General features: G+C 37.4%; 16 protein-coding genes. 9 read left to right on the top strand and 7 right to left on the bottom strand.

Features of this window, described 5'->3' with window-relative positions; translation table 11 throughout:
* Nucleotides 1–17: 17 nt before the first annotated feature.
* Both FD20_RS00100 and FD20_RS00095 read left to right on the top strand, forming a co-directional pair.
* Complete coding sequence (locus FD20_RS00100) at nucleotides 18–557, top strand: TetR/AcrR family transcriptional regulator (protein WP_057735477.1); 540 nt, start codon at nucleotides 18–20, stop codon at nucleotides 555–557.
* 110 nt (nucleotides 558–667) lie between these two features.
* Nucleotides 668–2,581, top strand: a complete 1,914-nt coding sequence (locus FD20_RS00095; RefSeq protein WP_201782782.1) for a heavy metal translocating P-type ATPase — start codon at nucleotides 668–670, stop codon at nucleotides 2,579–2,581.
* 285 nt (nucleotides 2,582–2,866) lie between these two features.
* Here FD20_RS00095 and FD20_RS00090 read toward each other — a convergent pair whose 3' ends face one another.
* Nucleotides 2,867–4,510 carry a peptide ABC transporter substrate-binding protein gene (locus FD20_RS00090; RefSeq protein ID WP_057735476.1) on the bottom strand — a complete coding sequence of 548 codons (1,644 nt, stop codon included), beginning with the start codon at nucleotides 4,508–4,510 and terminating at the stop codon, nucleotides 2,867–2,869.
* A gap of 620 nt (nucleotides 4,511–5,130) precedes the next feature.
* Between FD20_RS00090 and FD20_RS00085 the strand changes: the two genes are divergently transcribed.
* Nucleotides 5,131–5,703 carry a VanZ family protein gene (locus FD20_RS00085; RefSeq protein WP_057735475.1) on the top strand — a complete coding sequence of 191 codons (573 nt, stop codon included), beginning with the start codon at nucleotides 5,131–5,133 and terminating at the stop codon, nucleotides 5,701–5,703.
* Nucleotides 5,704–6,004: 301 nt separating this feature from the next.
* Complete coding sequence (locus FD20_RS00080) at nucleotides 6,005–6,643, top strand: class I SAM-dependent methyltransferase (RefSeq protein ID WP_057735474.1); 639 nt, start codon at nucleotides 6,005–6,007, stop codon at nucleotides 6,641–6,643.
* A gap of 94 nt (nucleotides 6,644–6,737) precedes the next feature.
* On the opposite strand, the gene FD20_RS00075 is transcribed toward FD20_RS00080, so the two are convergent.
* The 5 genes from FD20_RS00075 to FD20_RS00055 all read right to left on the bottom strand — a co-directional run bounded on the left by FD20_RS00075 (nucleotide 6,738) and on the right by FD20_RS00055 (nucleotide 11,578).
* Entirely contained in the window at nucleotides 6,738–7,964 is a 1,227-nt protein-coding gene (locus FD20_RS00075) for a hypothetical protein (protein ID WP_057735663.1), read from the bottom strand.
* Between the two features lie 520 nt (nucleotides 7,965–8,484).
* Complete coding sequence (locus FD20_RS00070) at nucleotides 8,485–10,410, bottom strand: copper-translocating P-type ATPase (RefSeq protein WP_057735473.1); 1,926 nt, start codon at nucleotides 10,408–10,410, stop codon at nucleotides 8,485–8,487.
* Nucleotides 10,410–10,682 carry a cupredoxin domain-containing protein gene (locus tag FD20_RS00065; protein WP_057735472.1) on the bottom strand — a complete coding sequence of 91 codons (273 nt, stop codon included), beginning with the start codon at nucleotides 10,680–10,682 and terminating at the stop codon, nucleotides 10,410–10,412. Before FD20_RS00065 ends, FD20_RS00070 begins: the two co-directional genes overlap by 1 nt.
* Nucleotides 10,683–10,723: 41 nt before the next feature.
* On the bottom strand, nucleotides 10,724–11,095 hold the full coding sequence (locus FD20_RS00060) for a cupredoxin domain-containing protein (protein ID WP_057735471.1): 372 nt from the start codon (nucleotides 11,093–11,095) through the stop codon (nucleotides 10,724–10,726).
* Between the two features lie 30 nt (nucleotides 11,096–11,125).
* Complete coding sequence (locus FD20_RS00055) at nucleotides 11,126–11,578, bottom strand: CopY/TcrY family copper transport repressor (RefSeq protein WP_157060800.1); 453 nt, start codon at nucleotides 11,576–11,578, stop codon at nucleotides 11,126–11,128.
* 254 nt (nucleotides 11,579–11,832) lie between these two features.
* Between FD20_RS00055 and FD20_RS00050 the strand changes: the two genes are divergently transcribed.
* Complete coding sequence (locus FD20_RS00050) at nucleotides 11,833–12,006, top strand: hypothetical protein (RefSeq protein WP_235807682.1); 174 nt, start codon at nucleotides 11,833–11,835, stop codon at nucleotides 12,004–12,006.
* Nucleotides 12,007–12,183: 177 nt separating this feature from the next.
* Here FD20_RS00050 and FD20_RS00045 read toward each other — a convergent pair whose 3' ends face one another.
* A complete protein-coding gene (locus FD20_RS00045; protein WP_057735468.1) occupies nucleotides 12,184–13,059 on the bottom strand; it encodes a carotenoid biosynthesis protein in 876 nt (291 codons plus the stop codon).
* 168 nt (nucleotides 13,060–13,227) lie between these two features.
* Here FD20_RS00045 and FD20_RS00040 point away from each other — a divergent pair, with 168 nt between their 5' ends.
* The 4 genes from FD20_RS00040 to FD20_RS00025 all read left to right on the top strand — a co-directional run bounded on the left by FD20_RS00040 (nucleotide 13,228) and on the right by FD20_RS00025 (nucleotide 15,422).
* On the top strand, nucleotides 13,228–13,803 hold the full coding sequence (locus FD20_RS00040) for a TetR/AcrR family transcriptional regulator (protein WP_057735467.1): 576 nt from the start codon (nucleotides 13,228–13,230) through the stop codon (nucleotides 13,801–13,803).
* A 201-nt stretch (nucleotides 13,804–14,004) separates the two neighbouring features.
* Nucleotides 14,005–14,424, top strand: a complete 420-nt coding sequence (locus FD20_RS00035) for a LytTR family DNA-binding domain-containing protein (protein ID WP_057735466.1) — start codon at nucleotides 14,005–14,007, stop codon at nucleotides 14,422–14,424.
* A 100-nt stretch (nucleotides 14,425–14,524) separates the two neighbouring features.
* The gene (locus FD20_RS00030) at nucleotides 14,525–15,034 is read left to right on the top strand and encodes a CcdC protein domain-containing protein (protein ID WP_057735465.1); all 510 of its coding nucleotides are present in this window, start codon (nucleotides 14,525–14,527) and stop codon (nucleotides 15,032–15,034) included.
* Nucleotides 15,035–15,038: 4 nt separating this feature from the next.
* Nucleotides 15,039–15,422 carry a DUF3021 family protein gene (locus tag FD20_RS00025; protein WP_057735464.1) on the top strand — a complete coding sequence of 128 codons (384 nt, stop codon included), beginning with the start codon at nucleotides 15,039–15,041 and terminating at the stop codon, nucleotides 15,420–15,422.
* Nucleotides 15,423–15,454: the final 32 nt, after the last annotated feature.

Raw genomic sequence — 15,454 nt, 5'->3', positions numbered from 1 at the left:
GAGCGTTATTGTTAACTATGTCACCACAAGAGACAAAAAATAAAAAACTGATCGATATTTTTCAGGCACTTATCAAATTACTGCAAGCAAAAAAGTTTGAAGATATTTCAATTACTGAGCTCACAAGGCAAGCAGGAGTTTCCAGGACATATTACTATAAGAATTTTACAACGTTGGATGATATAATTAGTGATTTTGAAACGCTTAATATCATAAAATACATTCGACAGTTGCCTAACCAGTCGAATCTGAATTTTTCTACCCTGATGGAACATTATTTTCAACTTGTTTTGAACAATATTGACTCGCAGTTAACGCTGCTGAAATCCGGCAAAGAACAGGTTCTGATAAAGTCATTTGTGACTACATATCAGTATCTTCTGCAAAATGGGATGATAATAAGATTTTCGAAGAGCAAACGTGCTGAGGATGAATACTGGGCGGATTTTATTGCGGGAGCAGTTATTAATTCATCGCTTAGTTGGTTGAAACGAGGTTCAATAGAGACCCCAAAATATATGGGGAAAAAATTAGCATCATTTCTGGAACTTGCTTAAAAAGGCATTAAAAAGATCTGCGGCTTTTATAGTGGAGTTTGCGGAATATTTGAGAAAGTTAAGCTTCAGTGTGAATGAAAAAAATAATTACTCTACGAGGGGGAAACCAAATGAGTGAACAGGATCATACGGAATCATTGCAAAAACATAATATGCAGAATATTTGGGCACGGATAGAAAGGGATGCCCTTAATCGTATTTTAATAACAGCATTTTTAGCACTTATTGTCATTATACTTGAGATACTTGTACCGCAGCAGTTATGGGCAATAATAGCTGTGACAGCAATCGGGCTGTTTTGCGGCTGTTGGCCAATCATTATTGAATCATGGCATGATATTCGACAGCGGAAAATGAGCATGGACCTCTCAATGTTTATTGCGATCGTAGCAGCTGCTGCGATCGGTCAGTGGATCACCTCACTGGTTATTACAATTTTTGTGCTGGCAGCAGATATTCTTGAGGATTTATGCATGGATCAAGGCAAAAGTGCATTGACAGATTTAATGTCTTTCCTGCCTGAAACAGTCCGTGTCAAAAATACGACTAGTACTGAAAAAAACACAATTCAACAGGTAACACTCAAAGAAGTTCTGGTAAAACAGGTTGTTGTAATTTCACCTGGAGAACGAATTCCGGTGGATGGAACGGTCATAAATGGATTCTCAAGTGTCGATCAATCTCGAATTACTGGTGAATCAATGCCAGTCGAGGTTGCTTCCGGGGCATACGTTTATGCTGGATCAATCAATAGAAGTGGGGCATTAGAAGTACGTGCAGAACGCGTCGGCGAAGAATCCTCATACGGTCAAACGATTGCAGCAGTTCAGGAAGCTCAATCAAACCAAGCACCAATTCAAAAATTGGCTGATAAATTTGCTGCTTTTTTAATATATACGGCTATTGCAGGGGCTGTGATCACATGGTTTTTTACGCAAAATCTGCATAGTGCGATCGATGTGATTATCGTTGCTGGGGCATGTGGGATAGCCGCTGGAACACCTTTAGCTATGCTCGCATCAATTGCAAGAGCAGCGCGTACGGGAGCTTTTGTCAAGGGTGGATCCTATATGGAGGCACTGGCACATCTTGACACAATCATTTTTGACAAGACTGGGACATTAACATTTGGCACTCCCAAGGTAACAGAAATAGTACCTGTAGCTGGAGTCTCGGATAAACGGCTGTTGCAGATTGCTGCCAGTGCTGAATGGCATTCCGAACATCCTCTTGGAAAAGCGATCATTGCGGCGGCTAATGAAAGAGGCGAAGTACTTTCACAGCCAGATTCTTTTGAGAACAAGCCTGGTCAAGGTTTGACGACCGTGATTGACGGACACACGATAAAAGTTGGTAATGCAGGGCATCTAGGTCAAGGCCTCTTTGCAGAAATTGAACAAATGAAAGCCCAAAGCGACAATGCTGGATCTAATATAGTGTATATCTCTTATGATAACCGTTATATAGGTAAAATTTTATTGGCAGATTCAATCCGTGAAAATGCAGTTGCAAGTATCGCTGGGCTCAAAAAAATGGGACTGCGTGTCATAATACTGACGGGCGATAGAACTGAAGCGGCAGAGACAATTGCTGCTAAGCTGCAGGTCGATGAGGTACGTGCCGAACTTATGCCGGAAGAAAAGTTGGCTGCAATTGATGCGGAACGACGAGCAGGACACAAAGTTGCAATGGTCGGTGATGGTGTAAATGATGCACCATCCCTGGCACAGGCTGATGTTGGTATCGCTATGGGCAGCGGGACAGATATTGCGCGTGATTCTTCTAAAATTGTACTCATCAGTTCTAATTTGGGCGATGTAAAGAATCTTATTGGACTTTCGCGACGCACACGGAGAATTGTTAATTTTAACTTTGCAGGTACCATTGTTATTGATTCTGTTGGCATGCTGCTTGCGGGTTTCGGAATATTAACACCGCTTGTTGCAGCAATAATTCATGTCGGAAGTGAATCAATTTTTATTCTTAATTCGGCACGGCTGATTCCAGGCAAAAGTAAAAAATAAAGGTAAGACAGACTGTACTAAAAATTTTTTTCACCGCTATTATTAATGATTTTAAATGAATAGACCAGTCATCAGATATTTGAGTTAACAAGGTTGCAGTTTATACTAGGCAGCGTTTTTTGGTCAGCTGGCTCTGCTGTGGCTCTAAAAAAAGACCCCCACAACTTAGAAGATGGAATAACTTGTAACAGTTAACCGTTTGGTTTACCTGTCGCGAGTTACCACAAAGCTAGGTTGCGGGGGCCTTTTTCACTAGATAAGTTATATTTAAGCAGACACTAAAGCTTATTTTTTATAGGCATATTTGTAGTTCCACTGCGTTCCTGCCGTATTGTGAATAATACCTTTGATATCATTTTTTTGCAGATAAGCAGTAACTTGCTGATAGACAGGTGTCATGCCTTGGTCACTATTGAGAAGACGTGCGGCTTGAACCAGGTCATTCCAGCGTTTGCTTGCAGAATTTGCATCTGTATTTTGAGCACGTGCAATCAATTCATCATATTTTGTGCTTGAATATTTACCATAATTATAGGCTGTGCCGGTTTCAGGAATCTGCAAAAATGTGATTGGATCACTGAAATCACCACCCCAACCGGAAAGGTAAATATCAAAATTTCCTTGTAGAGCATTCTGCTGTGCATTGTTACCGGGAATGCTGTTAACTTCAATGCTTAAACCAGGTAGAATTTTAGCATATGCAGATTGCAGGTATTGTGCAATCACTGTACCGTTAGAGTCGTCATTTGAAGCCAACAATGTGAGCTTAAGATTTTTTTGCCCAATTTCTTTCATGCCCTTTGCCCAATATTGTCTTGCGAGTTTAGTATTACGCTTAACCGTATTTTTAACGTATTGTTGGTCAGCAAAATCAGTGCCGGTCTTTGGGTCATTCGCTAACTCTGAGGCTACGAATCCTTTTGGTGTCAGAGAGCCGTTCCCAAGAATCCTCTTAGTTAAAACGTTGCGATCAATTGCTAAAGACAGAGCTAATCTGATGTTGCGGTTATTCATTGCCGTACGTTTGACAGCATCACTGTCTTTGAAGTTGTACTGCAGATAAGAGACATATGAATATGGATACTGTTTGAATTGTGAACTGTTCTTGAAGTTTTTAACTTGCTGACCGGCGAGCGGAGTCAAGTCGAGCTTCCCTTGCTGATAAAGTTCCTGTCCAGTAGTTGGACTCCCAACAACCAAGTAATTGATTTTTTGGAGCTTAACAACTTTTTTGTCCCAATATTGATTGTTTTTTACAAATTGCCATTTGTTGCCGGTTCCGTTCCATTTCTTGATTTTGAATGGGCCTGAGTAAACCATATATTGTGCTTTTGTAGCGTATTTTTTGCCATATTTTTCGACAATTTTTTGATTTTGCGGTCCGAATAGAGGATAAGCCATCAAGACTTTAAAATAAGCGATAGGCTTATCGAGTTTGATTACGACTGTTTTGCTGTCAGGAGCAGAAATTCCAACCGAATTTGGAGATTTTTTACCTGAACTGACAGCTTCTGCATTCTTGATGCCACTGAACAAGTATGAATATGTTGATTTGGTTTTAGGATTCAGTGTTCTGCGCCATGAATAAACGAAGTCCTGCGCAGTGATTTTATCCCCATTACTCCATTTTGCGCTGCGTAGCTTAAAGGTCCACGTTTTGCCATCTTTAGAAACTGTTCCGCTTTTAGCCAATCCAGGTGTAGTTTTGCCATTTTTTCCAAGACGATAGAAGCTTTCAAAAACATTGCCTGTTTGACCATAACCGCTCGCTTTTGAGATATCGATCGTATCAAGTGGAGCAGTTGCGCTTAAATTCAAGACTTGTTTTTTTGAACTTGAACTATTTGCTGTTGATTTTCCGCAAGCTGTAAGTGTTAAGATCAAAACACTCATAGCTAACAGTGATAGTACTGTTTTTAGTTTACGCATCATTTTTCCCCCTATAAGTTAAATTACTTTTTACTATATTTATCTCTAATAATGGTTTCGCTGACCTCACATCCTTTACATGATAATCCTGCAACTAAAAAAGCTTTCATCCTTGCACGTAAAAAATATAACGCACAGGGACGAAAGCTTTCGTGGTACCACCCATCTTTATCCAGATATCACTATCTGTAACTCAGGAGCATACAAATAAAAGTATGCTGCGGATTTTATCGTATTCTCACGGGGCGACTTTTTTTGCTGCTGCCCAAAACTCCAAGTTCATCTTCAGTTATCCTTTGGCTGCGTTCTTGCACTATCAACGCTCGCTTAGTGTCTTAGTAATAACTTACTCTTCTCTTCATCGTTTTATTTGCTTATTAGTTTCTGATATCAAATTTACAGATTTTCTTACTAATTGTCAATAACTTGTTAATTTTTTTCTGATATGCTACAAATATAACATGGAAATTATTAAAAAAATATAAATATAGTTGAGAAAAGATTATACTTATATTTTTAGCGGAGAACTTAAGGTGAAGTTAAAGTTGACATGCTAGTATAGTTTCAAGTCGAAAGTCAATTCTAGCCTTTGATATGACACAAAAAAGGGGGAGATTCTTATGGCAGAAATTGAACGTTGGGTCCCATTTGTTTTAAACATGACTGGCTTGGCAGTTGCCATTAAAATGGGCATCTCTAGATTGGCCGAAAAAAATATCTGGAAGATTTTCACAGTTATTTCACTTGGCGTATACTTGTTTATTGTCGGTTACCTGGTTTTTTCGCCAACTCCTGATGCATATCGTGAGGTACCAGCAGCTTTATTTAGATTTGGTACAATTCCAATTAATATTATTCCGTTTAAATATATTGATACAGGTTTTTTCTTAAACGTTTTAATGACAGTTCCTTTAGGAGGATACTTATTTTTAATAAGACGATTAAATCTTAAACAGGTAATTCTGTTTGGTTTCGGGGTAGGGGCATCGATTGAATTCAGTCAATTTATTTATGACCTTCTGTTCCATATCTCGCGTTGGATCGATATTAATGATGTCATCACAAACGCATTAGGAGTCATAATTGGGTACGGGTTTGTTGTATTATTGAAAAAAACAGGAATTAAAAAATTTGTCCAACTATTCGAATATTCGGGCCAAACTAGACGAGTTAAAAAGAAAGCAAACAAATGAATTTTTTACTAAACTAATTTGACAGTTCAATAAGTAGTATTGGTTGAAGTTCTTATTTTTAAGAATTTCAACCAATTTTTTTGGAAAAACGAGTGGAGAAATACAATTTTCTTATTGAGTTCATATACACTTATTCCATAAATCAGAATTATTTATAACTTTGTGTTAGTATTCAAGTTTTTCAATCTATAGTTCAATTCTCCATCTTTGAATTACCGGTTCTTTTACAATCTTTTGGCACTGTGGTATTCTGTCTAGAAAGCTTTTTTAAAACCAAAAAATATCTATCAGGGGGATTCATGTGAGCAATAAAGCATATTGGGATTCAGTGGCACCTACAAAAAAATTTACGACAACATTTGACTATGATTTAATCGGTAGATATGTGCAAAAGAATTTTTCTATACTAGATATCGGTTGCGGTTATGGGCGGACTTTAAGTGAGCTGAAGGAACTTGGTTATACTGATTTATCAGGTTTAGATTTATCGGATGCTATGATTGAACGCGGGAAAAAAGTTGACCCAACTCTGAATTTAGGTGTAATGTCTAATAATCAAATCAAATTCAAGGACAACAGTGTGGATGCAATTTTCTTATTAGCAGTGTTGACATGTATCGAAAAAAATAGTGACCAAGAGATACTGATAAAAGAAATCAAGCGTGTTCTTCGGCCTGGTGGGATACTTATTGTGAATGATTTTCTGCTGAATGACGATGAGCGCAATAAAAAACGCTATGAAAATTTTAAAAAGCAGCATGAAGCTTTGCCTTATGGCATATTTAGGACAGATGATGGGGCTGTTTGCAGACATCACTCCGAGGAGCATTTAAAAAATTTATTAGCAGGTTTTGAAACAGCAAATTACTCTTTGACAACCTTTAAAACTATGAATGGACATATTTCCAAGGGAATCAACTATATTGGTATTAATGAATGAGTGGGATTTAATTAAACCAGAGATTTTGATTCTATCTAAAAAGCATTGGCTAAATTCTCAAAATGGGAATTACAACCAATGCTTTTTAGATAGGCTATCTGACTAATTTTCCATTTGGAAAGTGAGAAATAGGTGCAAGAATAGAAAAATCAGTGCCGAATCTTTTCAAGGAGATGTAATTAGTGGTCAAATCATTGAAGAGAAGGTAACGCATATGGTCATGCAAGTCATGATTGTGCATATAATGGGGTCGATTGAATTGTGCTAAGATCTCTTTTTCGCGTGTATCAGGTGAAACAATATAAAGCATGATATTACGCTTATTTATCTGGTACAAATCGTCCATTCGATTCATTCCTGACATGATTGAAGTTGACTTTTCAACTTCGAAAGCCGCAACTGGTTCTTCACTTTTCGAAAACCAGATGACATCGATTAAAGACACTGTTTCTTTTAGGTGATGATCGCTTAGTTGTTGGATAGACTGTGGGAGGGCAGGGATAGAATAATCGCCCAAGCGTTTGCCATCAAAGCGCCTATTGTGATCATTAGATGCGATCCATGCTTTGTAACCAATATGGTTTCCAATATCTGCAAGCATGTATTGAATTTGGTAATGGATATTCTTAGCAAGCTTGCTATTTTCAACAGAGCGCAGTTTATTTTGAGTCTTACTGGTGCTCACTTGATATTTTTCTGCATTTTCAGGAATGACATAGTTAAGCTTTCCAACATCAAAAAGAAACGCTGAGACCGCCCCAAGATCCTTTGAAAATAGTCCACCCATTTGATTGAGTTCAATGATACCATCGCGCAGCTTGAAATAATGATCCCAGCGGCCAAGACGAATATTTGAATTTGTTAGCATATTGTAGCCTTCAACGATCTTGGTGTTGAAAGGGCAGAAAATAGTCGGTTCAAGGAAGTAGAGGATATTAGCAACTGCAGGACCGAGACCTTTGATTTTAGCATCGGCTAGTTTGTTGACAGCCAGCAGCATTTTGAGTTCAGTTTTAGTGTTCAAGACAGAGTTCAAGCATTCAGCAAATAGCACTTGATTTTCTCGATTCTCATAAATATCCGGTATTCTCAACTTAGGTTTCCACATAAAGGCATGCTTGGCACCTTTAAAAATTTCATGTTGAGAAGCAATGATATCCATAACTACTTCAAGTGCTGATCCGTGAAGATCGCGAGGAAATGTTCCATTTTGGATTGTTGAAATGATTTTTTGAGTTCCTTTTCGGACACCATTAAATGCTTTCAGACGTTCTTCGCTATGTATGATCCATGTTTGATACAAAAGTTCATCTTTTTGCATGTACTGTGAAAAGATGTCATTAAGGTAGGTTGAATCCATCATAAATAATTCCTTTCTTTTAAGCATTGAAACAAGCTGTTTTTTGATTTGGATATGTATGGTTAGAGTATACTCTAGAATTGGTCAAATCAAAGATCGATTGACTTTTTGTATTAATATACTCAAAAAGCATTTTTTTGTCTGGCTGCTAAACATCTATAGTTAGTTTTGAACTAAGCTTGGAGTTTGCTATTAGCATTTGAAGATTACTGACTATAGTGCATTGTCCACAATTAGATACAAAAATAAGTCTGCTGAGCACTGAACAAATGAAACTTAAAACTTGTGTGCGGCAGACTTAGTTGATAATGTTTTGGTAATGCAAAGAAACACAAGAGTTGTTTGCAGATCAAATCTAATGGAAAAGATTCATTAGAAACGTTCCGGCAAGCAAGGAAAATGCAACATAGATGAGGGCAGCAACAATTGTTATGATTGTTGCTCTCTTTGAATTCTGACTGTTCATTTTTTTAACCTCCATTTAAGTGCTTTGTGCAGTGTGAGTGAGTTTAACACTGTTAAGCAACAAGGAACTTGCAACGACCGAAATAGAACTTAAGGCCATGAATACTCCAGCTAATTCGGGACTTAGGACTAACCCGAGACCAGAAAAGAGGCCAGCCGCAACAGGAATACCCAGTGTATTATAGATAAAGGCCCAAAATAAGTTCAACTTGATACGATCGAAAGTCTTTTGGCTTAGTTCCAAAGCACGCACGACGTCTTGCAGGTCGTTTTTGACGAGGACGATCCCACCTGACTCAATTGCAATATCTGTTCCTGAACCCATTGCAATTCCAACATTAGCGGTTGTCAACGCTGGTGCGTCATTAATCCCATCACCTACAAAAGCAAGCGGTGCATGTTGTTGCAGCTCTTTGACTTTGTCGGCTTTATCGCTTGGCAGAACATCTGCGATTACTTCGTCGATCCCAACCTGATCAGCGATTGCCCGTGCAACATGTTCATTATCACCTGTCAGCATGACAGTTCGAAGTCCGCGTTTTTTCAAGGCAGCAATCGCTACGGCAGAACTTTTTTTGGGTGTATCCTGAACAGCGATCAGGCCAATGATCTTGCTATCAAACCCCACAATGACAACTGTTTTGGCTTCATTTTGGAGCTGCAACATCTTAGCAGCAGTCTGGTCATCAAGTTGATAATCAACAAGCAATTTTTGGTTGCCAATAAAGGCTTGTTTGTTGCTAATCTGAGCTTGAATACCTTTACCTTCAATCGCAGTAAAGTTTTGAGCTTTGTGTGGAACAATTCCACTTTCTTTAGCTTTGTTTAGAATAGCTGCTGCGAGGGGGTGTTCCGAGGTAGCTTCAAGATTGACAGCGACTTCAAGAACTTTTTCAGGATCGCCAACAACATCAGTAACTTTGGGTTTGCCAACCGTGATCGTGCCTGTTTTATCAAAAACAACTGTTTTGATGTTGTTAGCAGCTTCGAGAATCTCACCGTTTTTGATCAGAATTCCCAACTTGGCACTGCGGCCGGTCCCAACCATCAGGGCAGTAGGGGTTGCAATTCCTAGAGCACAAGGACAGGCAATGATGATAACCGAAACAGCAAAAAGCATTGCATTAACAAGAGCTGCCCCCAGCAGAACATACCAGATCACAAATGTCAAAATGGCAATGATAATTACAATCGGGACAAAAATATCGGCAATCTTATCAACTGTTTTTTGAATTGGAGCATGGCTAGTCTGCGCTTTTTTAACTAATTCAACGATTTGCGCAAGTAGAGTATCATTTCCAACCTTTGATGCTTTAAACATAAAAGTTCCAGTATTATTGATAGTTGAGCCGATAACTGGATCACCTGTTTTTTTGGCAACGGGGATGCTCTCACCAGTAACCATTGATTCATCAATAGTAGAGCTGCCTTCGGTGATAACTCCGTCAACAGCGATTTTTTGGCCCGGTTTAACCTGAATAATATCTCCGACTTCAACTTCGGTTAATGGAATTTTTAGTATTTTGCCATTGCGAAGAACTTCGGCATCTTTAGCTTGCAGGTCCATCAGTTTTTCAACTGCACCAGAAGCTGCATGTTTCATCTTCTCCTCAAAAACTTGACCCAATAACACGAATGTAATGACAAAAGCTGCACTTTCATAGAAGACAGGTTGATGAGACAGCATTGCATAAATACTATAGAAATAAGCTGTAAAAGTTCCGATAGCAACTAAGGTGTCCATGTTGGCATGGTGATTAAGGAAAGAAGCCCAGGTACTTTGCAGAAACTGGCGTCCAGAAACAAGCATAACAGCCGTTGTGAGCAGAAACATTGTCCACATCCCACCGGGCAGGTCATAACCGAATGGCATAATTATCATTCCAATGAACATTGGTAATGAAACGATCAAAGAAAAAATAAATCTATTTTTGATGTTCATTATTTAATCACTACTTTCCCATGAAACATATTCATTCCGCAACTGAACTGATATTCACTAGGAGTTTTTGTATCAATCGTGAAGCTTTTTTCTTCGTTGAGCGGCAACGCAGCCTTGATTTCAAAGTCGGGAAGGACAACTGTATCCAGACAACCTTTGTCGCTGACACGTTTGAAAGTCAGTTGTGCAGGTATTCCTTGATGCAAGGTCACTGTTGCAGGCTGATAACCGCCATCAACGATCACTTCTGCATTTTGTTTTTTTACTGTCATTTTTAACGCCTCCCTGATATTCATTTATCTAATACGCAATATTATTTAACGATCACTTTCCCGTGGAACATGTTCATCCCACAGGCATAATCGAATTCGCCAGCTTTTGTCGTGTCTATTTTAATCACGTGTTCCTGATTTTGCGGCAGAAATTCGCTGATTCCGAAGTCTGGGAAGACGACTTGTTCCAAGCAACTTGAGGGGTCTTTACGTTTAAAGGTAATCTGAGCTGGAATGTCTTTCTTTAAAACGACAGTGCTCGGATTGTAACCACCATTTACTACAACATCTACATTTTGGCTGTTGCCTTTTCTTTCAGCTGTTACCTCTTTGCTGGAATGTCTGCCGAAGAACCACCAGACAATGAAGCCAATCACTAAAACTGCAATTATTGCTATTAATATTTTATCCATAGTTTATGTCCTTTCTAAATTTAAATTGCGCTAACAGTCTTCGTTGTGCACAGTACAGACCTCATTCATTGGAAGACAGTCACAGGTAATTGAGACAGGAGCTGTCTTCATCTTCTCATTTAATAAGATCTGCATTTTTTTGATATCAGCACGGCTAAAGGTCAGATCAGACAGGAGCTTTAGAATGACGGTACCCTTTTTCATACTGCATAAATGGTCAAATAATTCAAAAACGACCTTATTCATCGCATCTGATTCGGTTACAGTTGGCTGGTAGAAGAAACGGCGGCCTTCCTTGATTGTTTGCAGCATTTTTTTCTCAACTAAACGTCCAAGCAGAGTTTTAATTGTTGACTCCGACCAAGCACGCTTTAACTGCATCAAGTGGATAACTTCTGTGCTGCTGGCACCTTTCTTTGTCCAAATGATGCGCATTACCTCCCATTCAGAGGGAGACATCAGAGTTGCATCACCTTTTTTCAAATTTTCACACTCCTTTCGTTTACACTTGTAATCTACAGTCATAGTTTATAACTATGGTTTACAATTGTCAACGTAAATGAGCTGCAGAAAGCATTCAATACTTAATATAAGTTGTATAAACAAATTATGAAGAAATGAAGGTGTAACGAAAGTTAGTAATTTATATTTAGATAAATGAAATCAACCTTTTGGAACGTATCAGTATGTAGCAGAGAATCTAAGTTGAATGAAGAAAAGTGACTATGCAATTGTCTATGATGCAAAAAAATAAAAAAATTGCGACTATTATCTCAAAAGAGAGTATGAAAGTTTTATCTGATCTTGCTGGTGATCTTGACAGGAATGAGAAGAAAATTCACAAAGGTGCTCCTAAAGAGGCGAAAGCCAGTTATCGTTATGAATTAAGAGAAGTCGAACATGGAGAATAAAACAGAGTGATTTTGATAAACTTAGTAATCCGATAAGCCTCGAATAAAAGTCATGGAAGTCTGAGCATTGAGATATATCAATTTATGATACAAAGTTAAATAAAGTGGCTGGATCAAAAAATTATATCTTGACCCAGTCGCTTTATTTGGAGGTTTTTAATTTTTGTCTTGTATTTTTTAAAATTTTTTTAGAGAATGACGGTTAAAAACTTTTATTAAAACCAGTAAACCGATTGGAACAACTGAATAAAGTCCGACAAGTCCACCAACTTGATAGATTTGCTGCACATGCCAACTTTGACCAGCTAAATCGGTTGTTCTTTGATGAAATGGTGTGTTTAATGCTTTCAGCAATAATAAGGTTACCCAAGAATAGTAAACCAATACCATTTGAATCCAATAATTGCGTTTTTTAATGATTTTGGGAATTACATCTTTTTGGAAATATTTGGTATAGACAGAAAAAGTAAAAAGAATTGAAAAAACGCACAGAAACCAACCTAAATAATTGGAAAATGGAACTCCAAAGTAAGCACCGCCGTCTTTCCAGCGCCAGGCATGACTCACAGTCGAACTCCAGGGATCGATAACCACATCCCACATGACCATTATGAAAGATGCCACAAGTGGTTGGATAAATAGCATGCGATTATTGTTGTTACTGTAATGTTCAATGAGCGGGCCGCTTAGATTCCATGCGATAAATGCCATTTGGAAATAGGCAATATTAATAAATAGGGGTGTGTATATTAGCTTTGGACCCAAAGCAGATGTGTAATAATAATTTCCAAAAGGAAAGCCCGTTGCAATACTAAGATTTTCATAAAAGTTTCCAAATACAAAAGCAACAACTAAGAAAATAAGAATTCCGCGCCAACCGTAGCGCCGTGTTCCCTGCAGCAATGCAAAAACGACTGATAACAATGTTAGCAGAGCAGCCCCGCTTGAAGCCATAATTCCTTTAGTACTTATTCCTGTTATAATAGCGCTGATTAAAATAAGAATTACTAACAACCAAGTAATTGGCAAGTATCTGTGACTACTTTGGATCATTTTAATAACCTTCCTTTGTGTGTATGTTTTATTTTATGCTAAACTAAATAAAAGTTACATATGCCTACAATGTTACATTTGTAACTTTTAATAGAGAATACAGTTTTTAAATGATGTCGTCAATGGTGAAGACACAACAGTAGACAAAAGGAAAGTAGATGTCACATATTGCTAACCAAGAAATTAAATCCGCAAGTTCGTCGTACGCATGAATGGACCTTCAAGGCACTTATGCTCTTATTGCGGGAAAAAGATTTTGATAAGATTACTATTAAGGAAATAACTGCTAAGGCGGGAATTGCTCGGCAAACGTTTTACCGCAACTATACTGATAAAAATGATATTGTTCAAAAATATATCGATATCATTTTCATAGATTTTGTAAAACAGTTTGACGAAAAAAAGAAATCACTGGATATGTGTCAGTGTTATTTTAGAACGCTAAAGAATTACCAGCAGTCACTAATTGAGTTAACACAGTTGTACGATCCAGAGGTGATCTATAAAACATTCAGCAAATATTTAGATGTTTTCATAGAATTTTTAAAGCGCAAGGAACCTCCTGAGAAAGTGAATCAGCATCCTAAATATTTCAAAAAATACCAAATTATGTATCAGGTTGGAGGTGCTATTTTTATCACCGCTGAATGGGTGAAGGAAAAGATGGAAATACCTGTTGAAGAAATGGCTAGTACGTTAGAGGCTATTAGCAGGTCAAATTATTTTTATGATGGAAGAAGATAAGTCTTAGTTGATAATAGCTAATAGCCTTGGATCAATTTTGAGATTAAGTGGCTGGTTTTCTTCTGCAAATACTTGATCAAAAATTCAGTTGTGGTTCGGATTCTATCTTATGGCAGTTATTCTAGTAGTACGTTTCAAAAACTCTTATAGTCGGGGGGAAGTAATATCAAAATAAAAATCAATCGTCTGGGAAAAAATTCTTTGCAAGAAGATGAGGTATTATTTCATGTTCATGAAATAACCCCTCCCATAAATGACGCTATCAACCTTTTACAAAATAATAATGGTGTTATACTTGCTAAACTAATGAGCAGTGATCGTGAAGAAAAAATAAGATTTAGCGAGATTCTGTATGTCGAATATATCGAGAGACAAATTTTTTTATACACAAAAGAAAAAACTTATTTGTTAAGACAATCATTGATTAACTTCATCAATGCAAGTCCAGAGTATTTGATACAGATTTCAAAAAATACACTGGTTAATGTCTATGAAATTACAGCATTTACACCCCATCTAAATGGTAATCTGACAGTTCAGCTGAGCTCGACTGAGAAGCTGATCGTGAGCCGGCGTTATGTATCTAGCATCAGGAATTCATTAAAAAAAATAGCACGGTAAAACCTGATCTGTCATTATAATTGCCGCATGTGCTGCAAAACCTTCCTATTCTTGTGAAAACCGCTAAACTATTGGCATAACTTGATTAGGAGTGATTACATTGGCAATAATCTTAGATATACTAGCTCAAATAATCGGACGGACACCTTTTTGGGTATGGATCGTCTTGTTTATTTTAATAAAGCGCGGTATTAAATTAAGTCAGGATAACTCAGTTTCTTTAAAACGGACTGTTATTATGCCATTTATTTTTATTTGCTGGGGATTAGACCGTGTTCTTGAAAGTTTTAAGTATCCGTTGTTAACACTGATTTTGTATGTACCAATGATTTTAGTCGGTGCGTTTTTTGGTTATTTGCTTTATCGTAAGCGAAAATATTATGTTAAAGACAATATTCTTTTTCAGGAGGGAAGCTGGCTGCCGCTGACCATCATACTGATTAATTTTAGTTTCAAATATATTCTAAATGTTTATATGAGCGTTAATACGGAGTCTATGGGGATGTTGAATTTCAATTTGATTTATGCAATAATTTCTGGCGCAACAGTGGGGCTTTTTCTGGGAAGTTTGTTTAAGGCATACAGAGCAAAACAATTATTAGTGGGGTGAACTTATGGAATGGTTTAAACGTATTTTCAATGGTTTAGGGATCGGTTCTTTTGTTTATATGAGTTTGCTGCTCCTACATAGAATTAACACGGTTACGGCAAATGATGTTGTCTTTGTGTTTGTGCTTTCGTGTTTTGTTGGGATAACGACTGTCATATTTGAAATAGAATCATTAAGCTTTTTAAGTTCTTTAATAATCCATTATTTAGGTGTTCTTATTTTTATAGTCATACTTAATCTTATCTTTGGCTCATATTTTAATTATTTGCATATGGTTGCTAACACCACTTTTATTTATATTTTTTCTTATATCGTGGTAACAATTAAGTTCTTTTTTACAACGCGGCAAATAAATGTATCTCTTAAACAGGTAAGAAAAAAGGAATAAATAAAATACTGTGAGTTTATCGAAATGTTCAA

It is taken from the genome of Liquorilactobacillus uvarum DSM 19971, assembly GCF_001434935.1.
GTDB classification, from domain to species: Bacteria; Bacillota; Bacilli; order Lactobacillales; family Lactobacillaceae; genus Liquorilactobacillus; species Liquorilactobacillus uvarum.
Note: the sequence above shows the minus strand (reverse complement) of the source record. Positions and strands in the feature narration are given on the sequence as shown.